Source organism: Flavobacterium sp. TS_SC_5 (assembly GCF_056156265.1).
Genome location: NZ_CM149588.1, coordinates 2,020,272 through 2,037,375, shown reverse-complemented (window position 1 = coordinate 2,037,375; position 17,104 = coordinate 2,020,272). Strand labels below are relative to the sequence as shown.

Here is a 17,104-nt window from a genome sequence, read left to right as displayed (position 1 = left end):
GTAACCAATAAAACAATCTTTATTTTTAGTGTTTAAAAATAATTGGTTAATTCCATTGCTAAATCTTTGTTGCTTTTGCCTATGTAATTTAAAAACATAACCTCGGTACTATGTCCAGTAACATAAATTAAATAAGTTGTTGGTATTGTTCCGTAAAAGTTTGAAGCAAACGAACGTCTACCAATATGACTACTCACTAAATCGCATTTACGGTACTCTTTTGATACTTTTCTATAAATCCCGCTTTCGGGTTCGGTTTCAATTTTCTTACTCCCTTTAATGACTTGTGTTATCTCGGCAATCTCACAAACTGTTTTGATATAATCATTATATTTTTGATCTGAAATAGCATAAGGAAACGAACCGTTTCTTTTCTCCAGTATTTCAATAATTTTCGGGTGCAGTGGCACGGTCATAATTTTACCAGTTTTCTTTTGAGTAAATTCAATTAAACTTTTGCCGTTTTCAATTCGTATCATTTCTTTAGTAAACCGCATAAAATCTGAAATCCTTTGCCCGCAATAGCACGAAATTATTAACCAGTCTTTTGTATTTTCTAAACTTTCGGTTAGTTTGCTTTGCTCTATATTTTCAATCGCCTTAATCTCTTCAAAAGTCAAAAATATATTAGTTGCTTTCGATCTTGGAAAACTCAATTTATCCAGTTCCAAACTTGTTTCAACTCCTTTGGTTCTTGCATCAATGCAAATCGTTTTAACCTCGGCAAAATCTCTTTGTATTGTTATCCTACTATATTGTTGACTTTCGCAATAATCTGAAAATTCAAGTTTAAACCGCTTGTTTACGTCTTTTATTAAAATTGGTTTTTTCCTATGTGTTTGAAACCTCATTAGTTTTTTTTGCAGTACCCTGTATTTTCTAATTAAAACCTCGCTTGGATAGTTTTCTTTATACTTAATGTAATAATCAAAATATTCAATCAGGTTTTTAGGTATTATTTCGGTGGGTACATCGTTTAGTTTTGGATTGTAATGCAAATCAATTTTAGTTTGTAACCAGTCTTTTGTAATTACTTCGGGTGTAGTGGTTTTAAAGCTATCTAAAATAAGATTTTCAATTGTAGAACAAAGTTCTTTTACTTTAGTCTGTTGATTCCTAATTTCTACATTTCTACTATTAATTTTATGGTGCTTAGTCCAATAGTCTTTTGAAACCTCTATTTTAGTTTTGGCACTCCAAAGATATTTAATTGTATTTTCGGTGTGTTGTAATCGTACTTCTAAACAAGATTTTTCACGTGTTGAGCGATATAAAAAATGTACTGTTGCCATTGTGTATTTTTTAGTTGAAATCAGGAATACAAAAATACATAAATCTGTATTCTAAAATACAACTTAACACAATTAATTACATTTTATTGCAATAAACAAATTTACAAAAACCTTGTTAAACCCCTTATTTATTACTATTTTTGCAATTATTAAAAACGCAACTGATTTTAATTGATTGTGCAAAAGTATTCCCACCGTGGTCACAAAACAAAATGCTTCTGAAATCGTCAAGTAAACTTGATTTTTCAGAAGCATTTTTATTTAACAAAAAAATTACTTTATAGAATTAAGAAGAATCTATCCGCTTAGTTTTGAAAAAAAAATCCTAGAGTATTTAAAAAAAACATAACCATCAAAATTCCCACAGATAAGCTTCCTATAAACAAGAAGAAAGTGCCAATGTATAAATGTAATGTATTGTGTTTTTTTACAATAGTTTCATGATCACGTTTTGCTTGTACTGTTTTTTTCATTTTCTGATTTGATTATTCTGATAAGAAATATCATATAAATCTAACGCAAAACTACAGGAAATAAAAAGCTCTGACAATACCCACTTTTAGTGATTTATTTATAAAAAGCGAATTATTTTTAAGCTGGATTCAAGTTACAATTGCACTTTTTGGTTAAACATATAATTTCATGCACAAAATAAGAAGAACGCATGCACCGATTTTACAAAAGCAATTCAGTTGGGAAATCAAAATGCAGTTAAAAACAAAAAAATGTTTTGTAATTAATTTCAAAAAAAAATTTGAACGTAACAAAAAAAAAGCGTCTTGAACTTAATCAAGACGCTTCACCTTATTAGACTAACTAATTTACTTACTCATTAATTGCTGCAACGGTTTCAGTTGTTCCAAATCAATATTAGATTGCTGTAATACATTCATCATAGTCAGCACGCTGGTTGGGTTCATATCTTTACCCAAAATTCGGACTACTGCAAAACCATTTTCTTTTTTATTGGCATAAAAAACAAATTCCTCGATGTGTTCATCGCTACCAACAAAACTTACAGAGGCACCTTCCTTTCCAGAGCCAAATTTCATCAATTGCTGGTATTTTTTGTCCTTCAAAATCAAATCAACTTTAGCGCGCTCTGTTTCGAACTCCGCTTTATTTTTATCATTCAATTTGAAAGCTAAAACATTCATTTTGTCAAAAGATTTTAAAGCATCATTTTGAGCGACAGATAATTTTGTTTTATCCACATTCAAAATACTGGGAGAAACATCGAGCGCAATAAAATTTTTGTTCTCTGTATTTTCTACAAAATACTTTTGCAAAGTCGGCTCCGAATTGCAGCTGATCAGGAACAAACTAAACAGCAGTAAAATTCCATATCCTATTCTCATCTTACTTTTTACCTTTAGTTGCTTTCTTCAAGTCGTCGCCTCCTGGAATTCTCATCTTATCGGTAAGAATCGAAATTTCATTCAAATCGAAATTACCTGTCAAAGACATTAGAACCGTATCATCATTTTTAGCACCTTCAATAAACATCAGTAATTCTCTTATTTGAGAATCTGTTGCACCAGATTTTACCAAAATTTTAATGTTTCTGCCATTTTCATTCACGCGCATCAACTCTTCTAGCCCGGCTGTTTTTATATACTTCTCAGCAGTAGCCTTCATTTCCCCTTCTACCCGAGTGCTTTTGGTAGTGAATACTTTTAAATTATCGAGCTTTTTTATTAAGGCTAAGTATTGTTGGGTTTCTTTATCCGAAGCGTCAACTTTTACTTTACTCATCAAGTCAAACATTTTTTTGTTGACAATAATCGAGGTTACATCATCTTGTCCGTCGAATTTATCGAAAGCTGCTTGCGCAAAAATTGGACTTGCAATAAAAAGTAACATTACGGTGATTAAAAACTTTTTAGCTGTACTTAAACGTGAGTTCTTTTTAATCTGATTTGCTGGTGTGCAAAAGCTTGGATTGGGATTGATTGATTTCATTTTTTTAAATTTATTTAGTATTATTTGAATTGATTGTAGCGTTTTACGCCGTGATTATTGTTTTCTAAAAGCAGTTAAATACCTCTAGATTTATTTTTAGTTTTTCGGAATACTTTATTTTTTGCGATTTGATATTCTTCAACATACTTTACACTTTCTATGCCAACATTTACATTTTTTGACAATAATGAAAGCGCTTTCTGAGTTTCTTTAAAAGCTACTTCGGGATCATCATACGTTCCTAAATCATTGCTGTTATTTACCGGTTCCGAATAATAGAAAACATACGTACCAATTCCCATCAAAACAACAACCGAAGCTGCAATGGAGACCCAAGCAAAATTTCGTTTTTGATTCCTGTTTTCATCCTTTTGAATTTGTAACACTGGGATTTCCTGTTCAAACTGTTGTTCTTTTGCAACAGCAAAATGGTTAAATATTGCGGTATATTTTTCTAAATGTGGAGCAACATGATGAGTCGAAAAATAACACTGTAATTCTTTCTCTTCCGCAATTGAAGTTTCACCCTCAAAGTATTTTTCAAGTAACGCTTCTACTTTATATAATTCCATAATTATGTGTTTTTGTCATGTATTCTCGTATCGTTTTTCGAGCTCTGGAAAGCGTCACTCTTATGGCACTTTCATTCATATCAAGCATTTTAGCGATTTCTTCGAACTCATATTGTTCAATATCACGAAGCTGAATGATGATTCGTTGTTGCTCCGGCAATTGACTGATACTTCTTTCGACCCAATTCAAACTATCGTAATCTTCCAGTTTTTTATCTAATGCGGGCGCTGAATCAGTATAATTTGTATCAACAATTTTGAGATTTCCAGATCTTTTGGATTTTAATTGGTCTAAACAATAATTCTTTGTCATCGTCATCGCAAAAGCTTCAATGTTGCCGTATCCAGACAAAGTTCCATTTTTGCTCCATAATTTCACCAAAACTTCCTGCGTTGCATCTTCGGCTTCCTCAACACTTACCAGCATTCGCTTGGCTAACCTGAAGACTTTGTCTTTGAATGGAGTTACCATCAGCACAAACTCATTTTGGTTCATAAAAATTCTGGTATTAAACTGTTTATAGAGATAAGACGATTCAAATATATTTTTGCAACATAAAAACATAAAAATAAAACTAAAGTTACTATTTTTACGTTAATTAAGAATAAAACCAAATTTATGAGAACCTACATCAAACTTACGCTTTTATTATTTGTTACCGCTTTTACTATACAAAGCTGTCAGGACAACGATGATATTGCACCGCCAGCCAGTTTAGAAATTCAGGATTTCATCTGGAAAGGAATGAATCAATATTATTTGTGGCAAGCGGATGTCCCTAACTTATCTGACGACCGTTTTGCGGATCAAACAGCTTTAAACTCTTTTTTAAGAGGTTATCCAGTTCCTGAGGAATTATTTGATGCATTAAGAGTGAGTTCCTCAATAGACAGATTCAGTTGGATTGTAGATGATTATTTAGAACTAGAAGGAAGCCTTCAAGGTACTACTAAAAATAATGGTGTCGATTTTGGTTTAAGTTTCAAACCGGGAAGTACGACCGAAATATTTGGTTACGTTCGATATATTATTGAAAATTCCGATGCTGCTACTAAAAACATCAAACGTGGTGATTATTTCACTGCCGTAAATGGAACTCAACTAACCGTTAGTAATTATCAATCCTTATTATTTGGTTCAAATGAAAATTATACGCTAAATCTTGCAGATTTTAACGGAAGTGCAATTGTTGGAAACGGAAAATCAGTTTCTCTTACAAAAACTGTATTAACTGAAAATCCAATTTTAGTTAATAAAGTTATTACTTCAGGTGCCCACAAAATTGGCTATTTGATGTATAATGGCTTCTATGCTAATTTTGACACACAATTAAATGATGCTTTTGGTCAATTAAAAACACAAGGAATTACTGAATTAGTTTTAGATTTAAGATACAATGGTGGTGGTTCTGTTCAATCTGCTACACGTTTGGCGAGTATGATTACCGGACAATTCACAGGGAAAGTTTTTGCAAAACAGCAGTGGAATAAAAAAATTAATGATTATTTCGAAGCTGAAAATCCGGATGCTTTGTACAATTATTTTACTGATAAAATAGGAAGCACGCCCATTAACAGTTTAAACTTGAATAAAGTTTATATTCTGACCAGCGCAAGCTCCGCATCAGCAAGTGAATTAGTAATCAATGGATTAGAACCACATATCAACGTAATCCAAATTGGAGATGTAACGGTAGGAAAAAATGTTGGATCAGTTACTCTTTATGATTCCCCTAGTTTTGGTTCAGAAAACAGAAATCCAAACCACAAATATGCCATGCAGCCCCTTGTATTGAAAATTGTCAATTCCGTTGGTTTTGGGGATTATTTCAACGGATTGGAACCTGATTTTCTGCAAAAAGAAACGTTAAGTACTTTAGGCGTTCTTGGTGACACGGCTGAACCTCTATTAAGCACAGCGATTGCAAAAATTACTGGAACTGGTAGAATGACTAAACAAAGCTTAGGAAAAGAATTTGAATTTTTCACTGACACAAAATCGGTAAAAGGTGTCCAGAATCAAATGTACATTGAGAAAGCACCAGAAGGACTTTTGAAAGCTTTGGAATAATAACGATAAATCTTACAGACAAAAAAAGGCTTTCATCACCGAAAGCCTTTTTCTATTTAAAGAAATCCCGAATTACAATTTGATATTCATACCCAATTTAAAATTCCTTCCTAAAGTATTATAACCAACATTTTCAACAAAATCAGCGTTTAAAATATTGCTAACTGCACCAAAAACAGACAACCTGTTTTTCAATAATTCATAACGAACAGACGAATTTACTAACTGATACGAGTCTAAAACAATATTCTGTGTAGCAAAAGTTGCTCCGTCAAAAAAAGCATCATTTCTACTGTCTACATATTGATAATCTACATTGAAAAATAATCTGTCATTAATTTGAAAATCCAAAGCTGAATTTACTTTATGTTTTGGAATCAATCGATCCAGCGCTTTATCTACTTGCGTAAAAGTATAGTTTGAATTCCAGTTAATTTTTTCGCTCAAGGCAAAAGAGAATTCGGTTTCTACTCCTTTTGCTTTATTCATTCCATCTATATTAATGTAGTTCGAATCGAAAGTTACCGGATTGAAATAAAATCCGATGAAATTAGTTTGCTCACGGTAAAAAGCAACAGCATTCAGTTTGATTTTTTTATCTAAAAAATGCGTCTCAAAACCTGCTTCCACAGTTCTGTTTTTCTCCGGTGTCAAATCCGCATTTCCATATTCAGAATACAATTGGTACAAACTTGGCGTTACAAAAGCGGTGCTGTAAGAAGCCAAAATCTTCAATGGAACCGATTTAAAATCATAAGAAGGATTTACATTGTAAACCAATTGATTTCCATATTGACTGTGAATATTCAATCGCGCACCAGCATTCAGATTCAATCCAAAATCCGTGGAAAGAACTCCAGTAATGTAAGGATCAATCATATTGAATTTAGTAGCTTCCTTCAAAATTCCACCAAAAGGAGTGATACTGTTCATATCATGAAACTGATATTGTGCTCCGGCAACAAGAAAAAACGATGCTGAAAATTCGTATTTATTAAAACCATCAACGTTGACACTTCGGGATTCATACTCTGAAAACCCAGGTTTATTGGAATAAAAATCGAAATCGTTGTACGTTCGAACAATTTTGTTAAAGCTGGAATTCAAAACAAATTCCCCTTTAGAATATTTGTATTTTGGTAAAAAACCAAAACGAAATTGTTCTGATTCGGTGGAATTCAAATCGGTATCATTTGTACCGGTATTATCAAACGATGCATCATAATCGGAACTTATTTTATCATAATTACCAAAGAAATCCAATGTCAATTTATCAGTTGCTTTATACCCTAACTTCGCCAGATAATTGATTCTGGAAAAACGATCTTCTTCATAATTATCCGTTGAATTTACAGGAGCAATCTGTGACATTCCGCTTATTTCAGTACTGTTCAACGACGCAAAATAATTCACTTTATTCGAATTTCCATTTACCGAAAAACCTTGATTATAATTCTGAGCGCTAGTTTTGTCAGTATTTGCGGTATTGTTGGTTCCCACATTTACATATGCATTCCCTTCAATGGCTTTCTTGCCTGATTTTTTCAAAGTAATATTTATTACTCCTGTTCCGGCACCTGAACCATACAACGTACTCGATGCACCTTTCATAATTTCAACGCTTTCTACCTGCTCCACCGGAAGCAAACGCAAATCATACTCAAAACTAATTCCTGAAGCATCATTTACCGGAATTCCATCAATAAGAATCAACACTTGATTGTTTTTTCCACCCCGAATGTAGTACCCTAAGTTTTTTCCGGCAGCGGTTTGGTTCCCGTTAATTTCTACACCTGCAACAGAACTTAAGACATTTGCAAGGCTTTGTCCAGCTTTGTTTTTCAAATCCTCAGCAGTAATTTTAGTAATTACTTTTCCTGATTTTTCTTTTGCCAAAGCAAATTTGGAGTCGGAAACTACCACTTCTTTTAATTCATCTTGAGAGGAAATAGTTTCATTTTGTTGCGCAAAAGCACAGCTTGTCACTAGTACGCACAACGCACTAATACGAACGATTTTTTTGTTCATTTTAATTAAACATTTAGTAACAGCAATTTTCTGTTACATGACTAAAAATGGGGAGAAAAGCATAGAATTACCCATACCCAAACCTTTTTTCCCGAAAGTTTGATACTCGATGTAATAGGCAGGTCTCCTGGCTTGCGTCTTGTTGTTTACCTTCCCATTCGCCTTGACGAACAGTGGTTTTGTAGATAACAACAAGCTTGATAGCTTACAGTTGCGGGTACAGCGTGAGATTTTTGAATATGGATTTATCAAAATTGATTACAGATTTTAAATCTGAAATCAAAAATCGTTAATCAACAATTTTCAATCACTCTCTTCCCTTTTAATGCCGGTTTGAAAAAACAAAACAGCAACCTCAATACGGGTGCAAATATAGCTTTATGATTGGAATAAAAAATAAAATTTGATTTTTAAAACGGATTAAATATACCTTTGCAGTTCTTGAAAAACATTTTATGAAATCTTTTTTATTACCATTTACGCTCTTTTTATTTGTCATTTCGATAGCTGGATGCAAACAAAATAACAAGAATCCTACTACCGGAATTACAGCCTCTGCTAATGAAATTCAATATGCCGAAGGATTAGAAATTTACAAATATCAAGGGTATTCTATCGTAAAAGTTACCCGACCTTGGCCTGAAGCCAAAGAAAGTTTTACTTATGTTTTACAAGAAAAGAACGGTATCATTCCAGACAGTTTAAAGCAGTTTTCCATCATTCCAATACCCATAAAATCGATTGTTGTAACCTCAACGACACATATTCCGGCTCTAGAAATGTTAGGTGTCGAAAACACTTTAGTTGGTTTTCCGAACACTGATTACATTTCGTCTGAGAAAACCAGAAAACGCATTGATTCCGGAAATATTAGAGAAGTAGGAACCAACGAAACTCTAAATACCGAGGTTCTAATTGATATGGCTCCAAATGTCATTGTCAGTTTTGGTTTGAATGATAGTAATCCAACGCTTGATAACCTTCAAAAAAGTGGTTTAAAAGTACTTTTGAATGGCGATTGGGCTGAACAATCCCCACTTGGAAAAGCGGAATGGATTAAGTTTTTTGGAGCCTTATATGGATTGGATTCCAAAGCAAATACCATCTTCTCTGAAATCGAAAAAGAATATACAAATACTTTGGCTTTAGCCAAAAAAGCAACATCAAAACCTACTGTTCTAAGCGGTGCAATGTTTCAGGATCAATGGTATGTGCCGCAAGGCGAGAGTTGGGCTTCGCTGTTTCTTAAAGATGCACAATCTAATTATTTGTGGGCTGAAACTAAAGGAACCGGCAGTTTGCCATTGCCTTTTGAAAAAATTTTAGAAAAAGCGCAAAATGCTGAATATTGGATTGCTCCTGGAGATTTTTCTTCGTTGAAACAAATGAGTGACAGCAATCCGCATTACAGTGAATTTGCCTCTTTTAAAAATAAAAAAGTATATTCGTACGGCATAAATAAAGGAGCTAAAGGTGGGATTTTATATTTTGAATGGTCTCCTACCCGACCGGATTGGGTTTTGAAAGATTTGATTACAATTTTTCATCCTGAATTGTTGCCTAATCACAAACTATTTTTCTTTCAGAAATTAGAATAAATTGACTAAAACTAACCGAAATACAGTTCTTTTCATCATCCTAACCTTTGGGATGCTATTTTTGTTTGTCGTAAATATCAGTTTAGGTTCTGTTGCCATTCCTGTAAAAGAAGTGTTTAGGAGTCTAACTGGGGGAATTGCAAGTAAAGAAACCTGGGAATACATCCTTATCAACTATCGCTTACCGAAAGCTATTGCTGCTATTCTTGTTGGAATGGGGTTATCCATAAGCGGCTTATTAATGCAAACTTTAGAAATCCGCTGGCAGGACCTTATGTTCTGGGATTAAGTTCCGGTGCGAGTTTGGGCGTTGCAACCGTTATTTTAGGCGCAGCGCTGTTACCGCCTTTTTTAGCAACACTTTTACTTTCTTCTTACGGAATTATTTTGGCCTCCAGTTTAGGAAGCTTCACCGTTTTACTGGCTGTATTGGCAGTTTCCCATCGATTACGGGATACGATGGCTATCTTAATTGTAGGCCTTATGTTTGGGAGTTTGACTAGTGCCATTGTTGGTACCCTGACTTATTTCAGCACCGCCGAACAATTACAGAAATTCACATTCTGGTCACTTGGAAATCTTGGTAATTTATCATGGACCTCTATTTCACTTTTAACCATCTGCGTAGCGATTGGATTATTACTCAGTTTACTCAGCATCAAGCCGTTGAATTCATTACTTCTGGGAGAAAATTATGCCAAAAGTCTGGGTTTAAATTATAAAAAATCACGACTGATTATCATTTTTTCCACCAGCATTTTGGCCGGAAGTATCACTGCTTTTGCAGGTCCAATTGCTTTTATTGGATTAGCAGTTCCTCATATTGCAAAGCTAGTTTTTCAGACAAGCAATCACACAATTTTATTTTGGAGTACCATACTTTTTGGGGCGATTATCATGCTCATATGCGACAGTATTTCGCAACTTCCAGGCAGTGATTTTACGTTACCAATTAATGCCGTAACTTCTATTTTTGGAGCTCCGATTGTCATTTGGCTATTAATCAGGAAACGCAAAATGATGGGATAATGGAAAATAAAATCATCTTACAGGGTTCACAAATCAGCATTGGTTATTCTCATAAAAAAGAAAAAACTATTGTTGCTTCCAACATTGATATTTGTTTAGAAAAAGGAAAACTTATTGCTTTAATCGGTGCTAATGGAATTGGAAAATCTACACTATTACGAACCATAACAGGCATTCAAAAACCAATTTCAGGAACTGTTTTGCTCAATGGCCAAAATATTCATGAGATAGACGCTTTGACCTTGGCACAAAATCTAAGTGTGGTTCTAACCGAAAAATTACCTCCCAGCAATTTGACTGTTTTTGAACTCATTGCTTTGGGAAGACAACCATACACGAACTGGATAGGAAAATTAACTGCTGAAGACATAGCAAAAGTGAATGAAGCGATAGAATTGACTCAAATTAGTCATCTAGCTGCTAAAAGACATTACGAAATCAGCGACGGACAATTACAAATAGTCTTAATTGCACGAGCTTTAGCGCAAGACACACCGTTAATTATTTTGGATGAACCCACAACTCACTTGGATTTGCTGCATAAAGTGGTATTATTTAAACTATTAAAAAAACTCACTCAGGAAACTCAAAAATGCATTTTATTCTCCACTCACGATATCGACATGGCGATACAATTGAGTGATGAAATGATCATTATGACTCCAGAAAACATAGTGCAGGATCAACCTTGTAATTTGATTCTAAAAGGAACTTTTAATACGCTTTTCAAAGACGAGCATATTATTTTTGACGCGTCCAAAGGGAAATTTGTAATTTCTTAAAGCTTCAATCCTATTTGTCTTTTTGCTTCGCCAATGACAAATGTTACCGAATTAGCAATATTGAAACTCCTAATAAGCGGTGACATTGGAATGGTAAGATGATTGGGAAATTCATTTAAAACAGCTTCGCTCAAACCCTTACTTTCTTTTCCAAAAACTAACCAATCTCCATCTTGAAAATTAGTCTCCAGATATGATTTTTTGGCATGTGAACTCATAAGAAAAACACGGGATAAATCAGGAATTTGGGATTTCCACTCTGATACATTTTGATATTCGGTCACATCAAGATGCACCCAATAATCCAAACCGGAACGTTTCAGGTTTTTATCATTGATGACAAATCCAAAAGGATGAATTAAGTGCAAACGGCTTTCGGTACCTACACACAATCGGCCAATATTTCCGGTATTATTTGGTATTTCAGGTTCTACTAAAACGATGTTTAACATTTTATACTTTATTAAAAGATTGAAAAATTAAAAGATTGAAACTTATTCCAATCCTTTAAATTTCTATTTGAAAATTTCCTACTTCCTTAACTTCTCCTGCCTGTAAATCATGGAGATGTACATTTCCTATTCGAACACGAACCAATCGCAAAGTAGGAAAACCAACAGCTGCAGTCATTTTACGAACTTGCCGAAACTTCCCTTCATTCACCGTAATCGAAGCCCATGAAGTTGGTCCGTGACGTTCATCGCGAATTTTTTTACCTCTTGCACCAAAAACTGGAATTTCGTGTATTAAAGAAGCCTTGCAGGGTTTTGTAATATACTTTGTTCCGTTAAAACCTATTTCAACTCCTTTTTGCAACCGCTCAATTGCCTGCTGATGAATAATTCCATCGACTTGTACATAATATTCTTTATCGACTTTCTTGCTTCGAATGATTTCGCTAATCATCCCATCCGTAGTCAATAACAGCAATCCTTCGGAATCTTCGTCAAGACGGCCTATTGCCATCGTTCCTTTAGGGAAATCATGCAATTCACCAAGCAATTTCTTTTTTCGCTTCAGCTCATAAATAAACTGACTTAAATATCCGTAAGGCTTGTGGATAATGAAATGCGAATGGGACATTGTATTTGTTTTAAAGATGGCAAAGATAGTTTTGTTTTCGCTGGATTTAAAACTGTCAAACCATACATTTATTAGTGTAAACCAAAAGCTATGTTAAAAATTCGATTATTCAACATTAATGGCGTAATATTATAGGAGTAATTAGTAATAATTTTAAAATTACAGAATATGGAAAACAATGATTTAGGTTCAAAAAAGACGAATAACAAGCAAAATATAAACGAAGGATTTAGCGGTGAGAACTTGTCCAAAAATAATAATCCGGAGTCAACCAATTTGAAGTCAGAAGTTGAAACTGACAACCACGGAAATCAAAAAATTGTTCAAAGGGCAAGAAATATAGATGGAACTTTAGAACAAAATGATGCCGCTACTTCTGAGAATTTAAAGTCAGACGTTGAGCAAATTCCTGAAGAACAGGCAAAAAAGATGGTAGAAAACAAAGATCATAACTCTGATATAACTCCAAATCGTTATCCAAACGAACACCCTGATAATAAAGAAGACAGAGGGAACATAAAACTGGATGAATAATCATTCCATTTAATTAAAAGGCCAATATGAAAACTAATTCATATTGGCCTTTTTTTTATTTACAAATCACTAAAACACACAAATTAAAAGAACAATTAATACCTAAAGCCACAAAATTCGTAAATACTAAAACTTGCATTAGTATTTTGATTTCTCCAAGGAAACCAAAAAACTTTTGTTTATTTTTACAACTTTACAAAAAGAAATTCTATGTCAAATATGCTTCCGTTTTTATTGATTTTCATTGTTGCGCTCGCCATTGGTATTTTCATTGGTAAACTCATTTTCTCTGCCCGATTTCAATCAGAAAAAATTAGTTTAGAAGAAAAACTTATTGCTTTTTCCACCCAATTCAATCAACTGAAAGAGCAGATTATTGCTGACAAAACAACTTTCGAAAAGCAATTAGAAAACGTCAACATTGAAAAAGAAAATATTCGAAGTGAAAAAGACAGCCTAGCAATCCAACTTTCGAAAAAAGAAGTTGATTTTGAGAATCTTTGGGAACGCAACAAAGAACAAAAAGAAGAAGTCGAGAAGCTACAAGAAAAATTTACCAAGGAATTCGAGAATCTTGCCAACAAAATATTAGACGAAAAGTCGAATAAATTCACGGAGCAGAACAAGGAAAATATGAAAAATATCCTGACGCCATTACAGGATAAAATTCAATTGTTCGAAAAGAAAGTCGAAGATACCCATAAAGAAAGTATTGATTATCACGCGGCTTTGCGCCAACAAATTCTGGGTTTACGTGAAATGAATATCCAGATGAGCAAGGAAACCATCAACCTGACCAAGGCTTTAAAAGGCGACAGCAAAATGCAGGGAAATTGGGGCGAATTAGTTTTGGAACGCGTTCTTGAAAAATCAGGATTGGAAAAAGGCCGTGAATATGAAGTGCAACAAGCCTTCACTACAGAAGATGGGAACCGTGTTTTTCCAGACGTTGTCATTAATCTGCCTGATGGCAAAAAGATGATTGTCGATTCTAAAGTCTCTCTAACAGCTTACGAGAAATATATTAATGAGGAAGATGATATTTTAAAAATAAACTATTTAAAAGAACATGTCAATTCCATCAAACGCCATGTTGAGCAATTAGGAAGTAAAAATTATCATGATTTGTACCAAATAGAAAGTCCTGATTTTGTACTGTTATTTATCCCTATAGAACCCGCTTTTGCAATGGCGCTTAATGAAGATACAAGTTTGTACAACAAAGCATTTGAGAAAAACATCGTTATTGTTACGCCTGCAACTTTATTAGCGACTTTACGAACTATTGACAGCATGTGGACCAATCAGAAACAACAAGAAAACGCACTCGAAATTGCGCGACAAGCGGGCGCTTTGTACGATAAATTTGAAGGTTTTGTTGCAGATTTAATTAAAATCGGAAAAAAAATAGACGAGAGCAAAATAGAATACAGCGGTGCGATGAACAAACTCGTGGAAGGAAAAGGAAACCTAATTGTGAGCGTAGAAAAATTGAAAAAAATGGGAGCTAAAGCTAAAAAAGCGCTTCCAGAAAGTATATTGAACCGAGCAGAAAAAGACGAAAATCAACTTTTAAATTAAACAGAAAATGAGAAAATTTTTAATGGTTATCAGTGCCATAGTCGTCTTATCTATTGTAGCTTATTTTACTTTTTTATACAACGCCACGTACAGCGAAGGTGTTCGTTCAGGCGAATTAATAAAAGTAAGTAACAAAGGCGTTGCTTTCAAAACATGGGAAGGCGAAATAAGCCAAGGCATTTCAGGAGCACAAATCTTTTCTTTTTCGGTACTAGATAGCGAAGAAAAAGTAATTGCTGACCTGCAAGAATTAGAAGGACAATATGTACAAGTAAATTATGTGGAACGTTACCGTACGTTTCCGTGGTGGGGTGATACTCGCTATTTTATTACAGAAGTCAAAAAAGTAAATTCTCCATTTAAAATAAAATAGATGAATCGTACCTTTAAAACTGTAGCTTCCTCCGACATTAGTATTTCGGAATTAATGTTGCCTTCCAATACGAATTTCAGCGGTAAAATACATGGTGGATATATCTTATCCTTATTGGATCAAATAGCTTTTGCTTGTGCCTCAAAATTTTCCGGAAATTATTGCGTAACGGCATCGGTAGATACCGTAAATTTCTTAAAACCTATCGAAGTCGGGGAATTGGTAACAATGAAAGCCAGTGTAAACTTCGTAGGAAACAGTTCAATGATTGTGGGTATCCGAGTGGAAGCCGAGAATATTCAGACTGGAAAAATCAAACATTGCAACTCTTCTTATTTCACAATGGTCGCCAAAGATAGTGAAGGCAAAAGCACTTTAGTACCTGGTTTAATTCTCTCTAACATGAATGATGTGCGCCGCTATTTTAACTGTATCAAGCAAGTTTCACTGAAAAAAGAACAAAACATTCATGAAGAAGTATTTGATTACACTTCGAAAGAATCATTAGAAAGTTTAAAAAAGTATAATGTAAAGTTAGAACTATAAACGCAACGAAATTTATGATTAGAGGAAAGCAGTACTACACTTTTTTTATAAGTATAATTTCATTGTAATTTCTGATTTAAAAAATCCTCCACAATTAATTAAACCCCAAAATTTTCATTGGGTCGCTACTAATGTTTCCACTATTTTTTTGTAACTTTAAGTAATTTAATTCATAAATCATTATGAAAAAAATTACTCAAATAGTGCTAATTTTGATTACAATTACTGCTACGGCCCAAGAAAAAATGGTGTCATACATGGGGATTACAAATTTTGAGGCATCCATTCCCTTGTTTGAAGAAGTAAAAGCAATAAACGAAAAAACTACCTGTGTTTTAATACTAAAAACAGGTGAAATAGCTTGTTGGGTAAACATCAAAGATTTTAAATTTAAAAGAGAATTGATGCAAGATCATTTCAATAAAAATTACATGGAAAGCAATCGTTTTCCAAGGGCTGTTTTTAAAGGTAAAATTTATAAATTTGATTTACAAAAACTTACTACAACCAACAATCAATATAAAATTACGGGAAAAATAACAATTCGCGGGCGAACTAAAAAAATTGTAATCAACGGAACTCTTAAAAAAGTGGATAAAGGAATAGAACTTTATTCCGCCTTTCCTTTAAACACAGATGATTTTAGTATCGAAATTCCTTTTATTGTCCGCAACAAAATATCAAAAAAAGTAAATACTCAAATTATTTGTGTCTTAGAATAGTCCTATTTCGTTAAACAATCTCTTAATGCTTCTTCTAAAGTGTTAAATTTAAATTTGAAACCGGTTTGTTCCATTTTATCTGAGGAAACTCTCCTTCCGGTTAATACAATTTTAGCCATTTCACCCATAACTAATTTTAGTACAAAAGCAGGAACATTGGGTAACCAAATAGAATATCCAAAAATACGTGCTAATGTTTTAGAAAAAACAGCGTTGGTCGTGTTATCGCAAATAGCTGCATTATAAGGACCCTCCATAAGTTCATCTGAAATAGCTTGCAAATAAATAGCACACAAATCATCAACATGAATCCAAGGCATATATTGCTTCCCGGAGCCCAATGCCGAACCCAATCTATATTTGAACAAGGGAATCAGCTTCTTCAAAAAACCGTCATTTTTACCTAAAACTAATCCAGTTCGGATTTTCACTGTTCGAATATTCAAATTCTCAATAAAGTCAATAGAATCTTCCCATTTTTGACACGTATATCCCAAGAAATCATTTGCCGGTTTCATATCTTCCGTACAAATTTCTTCCCCATTTACAGCACCATAAATCCCCACTGCCGAAGCAGATATAAAAGCATCTAGTTTTTTATAATGCTTTTTTAAAACGGAATATAATAATTGAGTGGATTTTTCCCGACTATCAATTATGGCTGCTTTTCTCTTCGCAGTCCATCTTTTCTCTGCTATATTTTCACCTGCCAAATGAATAATATAATCTGCTTTCAAAATTGCTTCATCATCAATAGTCTGCTTTGCAACATCCCATTTATAATAGAAAACATCTCCTTTATTTTGTTTTTCACTCCTACTTAATATGGAAATAGAATATCCCTTGGCTACTAATAAAGCAGTCAAATTTTTTCCAATAAATCCCGAACCGCCGCTTATTAAAACATTTTTTTTCATGATAGTGTAAAGCT

The 17,104-nt window shown here is 33.7% G+C and carries 17 protein-coding genes, 1 pseudogene and 1 riboswitch; of the genes and pseudogenes, 9 read left to right on the top strand and 9 right to left on the bottom strand.

Annotated features, from left to right (window positions below; genetic code table 11):
• Window positions 1-32 precede the first annotated feature (32 nt).
• The 5 genes from AC0J6S_RS09030 to AC0J6S_RS09010 all read right to left on the bottom strand — a co-directional run bounded on the left by AC0J6S_RS09030 (window position 33) and on the right by AC0J6S_RS09010 (window position 4,322).
• Window positions 33-1,292, bottom strand: a complete 1,260-nt coding sequence (locus tag AC0J6S_RS09030; RefSeq protein ID WP_474953512.1) for a phage integrase SAM-like domain-containing protein — start codon at window positions 1,290-1,292, stop codon at window positions 33-35.
• Window positions 1,293-2,113: 821 nt separating this feature from the next.
• Window positions 2,114-2,650, bottom strand: coding sequence for a DUF4252 domain-containing protein (locus tag AC0J6S_RS09025; protein ID WP_474953511.1), 537 nt, complete (start codon window positions 2,648-2,650; stop codon window positions 2,114-2,116).
• A gap of 1 nt (window position 2,651) precedes the next feature.
• On the bottom strand, window positions 2,652-3,155 hold the full coding sequence (locus AC0J6S_RS09020; RefSeq protein WP_474956348.1) for a DUF4252 domain-containing protein: 504 nt from the start codon (window positions 3,153-3,155) through the stop codon (window positions 2,652-2,654).
• Window positions 3,156-3,328: 173 nt separating this feature from the next.
• Window positions 3,329-3,826, bottom strand: coding sequence for a hypothetical protein (locus AC0J6S_RS09015; RefSeq protein WP_474953510.1), 498 nt, complete (start codon window positions 3,824-3,826; stop codon window positions 3,329-3,331).
• Window positions 3,813-4,322 carry an RNA polymerase sigma factor gene (locus AC0J6S_RS09010; protein WP_474953509.1) on the bottom strand — a complete coding sequence of 170 codons (510 nt, stop codon included), beginning with the start codon at window positions 4,320-4,322 and terminating at the stop codon, window positions 3,813-3,815. The genes AC0J6S_RS09015 and AC0J6S_RS09010 overlap by 14 nt, the downstream gene beginning before the upstream one ends.
• Window positions 4,323-4,445: 123 nt before the next feature.
• Between AC0J6S_RS09010 and AC0J6S_RS09005 the strand changes: the two genes are divergently transcribed.
• Entirely contained in the window at window positions 4,446-5,897 is a 1,452-nt protein-coding gene (locus tag AC0J6S_RS09005; protein ID WP_474953508.1) for a S41 family peptidase, read from the top strand.
• A 72-nt stretch (window positions 5,898-5,969) separates the two neighbouring features.
• On the opposite strand, the gene AC0J6S_RS09000 is transcribed toward AC0J6S_RS09005, so the two are convergent.
• Entirely contained in the window at window positions 5,970-7,925 is a 1,956-nt protein-coding gene (locus AC0J6S_RS09000; RefSeq protein WP_474953507.1) for a TonB-dependent receptor plug domain-containing protein, read from the bottom strand.
• Between the two features lie 100 nt (window positions 7,926-8,025).
• Window positions 8,026-8,298, bottom strand: a riboswitch (cobalamin riboswitch).
• Window positions 8,299-8,380: 82 nt separating this feature from the next.
• On the opposite strand from AC0J6S_RS09000, the gene AC0J6S_RS08995 reads away from it, so the two are divergent.
• The 3 genes and pseudogenes from AC0J6S_RS08995 to AC0J6S_RS08985 all read left to right on the top strand — a co-directional run bounded on the left by AC0J6S_RS08995 (window position 8,381) and on the right by AC0J6S_RS08985 (window position 11,334).
• Window positions 8,381-9,523, top strand: coding sequence for an ABC transporter substrate-binding protein (locus tag AC0J6S_RS08995; protein WP_474953506.1), 1,143 nt, complete (start codon window positions 8,381-8,383; stop codon window positions 9,521-9,523).
• Between the two features lie 52 nt (window positions 9,524-9,575).
• Window positions 9,576-10,552 (top strand): annotated as a pseudogene (locus AC0J6S_RS08990) (iron chelate uptake ABC transporter family permease subunit).
• On the top strand, window positions 10,552-11,334 hold the full coding sequence (locus tag AC0J6S_RS08985; protein ID WP_474953505.1) for an ABC transporter ATP-binding protein: 783 nt from the start codon (window positions 10,552-10,554) through the stop codon (window positions 11,332-11,334). The pseudogene AC0J6S_RS08990 and the gene AC0J6S_RS08985 overlap by 1 nt, the downstream one beginning before the upstream one ends.
• Here AC0J6S_RS08985 and AC0J6S_RS08980 read toward each other — a convergent pair.
• Both AC0J6S_RS08980 and AC0J6S_RS08975 read right to left on the bottom strand, forming a co-directional pair.
• Window positions 11,331-11,786 (bottom strand): tRNA (cytidine(34)-2'-O)-methyltransferase, encoded by a 456-nt coding sequence (locus AC0J6S_RS08980; RefSeq protein WP_474953504.1) that lies wholly within the window; start codon window positions 11,784-11,786, stop codon window positions 11,331-11,333. The genes AC0J6S_RS08985 and AC0J6S_RS08980 overlap by 4 nt on opposite strands.
• Before the next feature lie 55 nt (window positions 11,787-11,841).
• Window positions 11,842-12,417, bottom strand: a complete 576-nt coding sequence (locus AC0J6S_RS08975; RefSeq protein ID WP_474953503.1) for a pseudouridine synthase — start codon at window positions 12,415-12,417, stop codon at window positions 11,842-11,844.
• Window positions 12,418-12,585: 168 nt separating this feature from the next.
• Here AC0J6S_RS08975 and AC0J6S_RS08970 point away from each other — a divergent pair, with 168 nt between their 5' ends.
• From AC0J6S_RS08970 to AC0J6S_RS08950, 5 genes are all read left to right on the top strand, one after another.
• Window positions 12,586-12,951, top strand: coding sequence for a hypothetical protein (locus AC0J6S_RS08970; RefSeq protein WP_474953502.1), 366 nt, complete (start codon window positions 12,586-12,588; stop codon window positions 12,949-12,951).
• Between the two features lie 210 nt (window positions 12,952-13,161).
• Complete coding sequence (locus tag AC0J6S_RS08965) at window positions 13,162-14,532, top strand: DNA recombination protein RmuC (protein WP_474953501.1); 1,371 nt, start codon at window positions 13,162-13,164, stop codon at window positions 14,530-14,532.
• Window positions 14,533-14,539: 7 nt separating this feature from the next.
• Window positions 14,540-14,905, top strand: coding sequence for a 6-phosphogluconate dehydrogenase (locus AC0J6S_RS08960; RefSeq protein WP_474953500.1), 366 nt, complete (start codon window positions 14,540-14,542; stop codon window positions 14,903-14,905).
• Window positions 14,906-15,451, top strand: a complete 546-nt coding sequence (locus AC0J6S_RS08955) for an acyl-CoA thioesterase (protein ID WP_474953499.1) — start codon at window positions 14,906-14,908, stop codon at window positions 15,449-15,451.
• Window positions 15,452-15,633: 182 nt separating this feature from the next.
• Window positions 15,634-16,173: a YceI family protein gene (locus AC0J6S_RS08950; protein WP_474953498.1), complete on the top strand. Its 540-nt coding sequence runs from the start codon at window positions 15,634-15,636 to the stop codon at window positions 16,171-16,173.
• Window positions 16,174-16,175: 2 nt separating this feature from the next.
• On the opposite strand, the gene AC0J6S_RS08945 is transcribed toward AC0J6S_RS08950, so the two are convergent.
• Entirely contained in the window at window positions 16,176-17,090 is a 915-nt protein-coding gene (locus AC0J6S_RS08945) for a TIGR01777 family oxidoreductase (protein ID WP_474953497.1), read from the bottom strand.
• Window positions 17,091-17,104 lie beyond the last annotated feature (14 nt).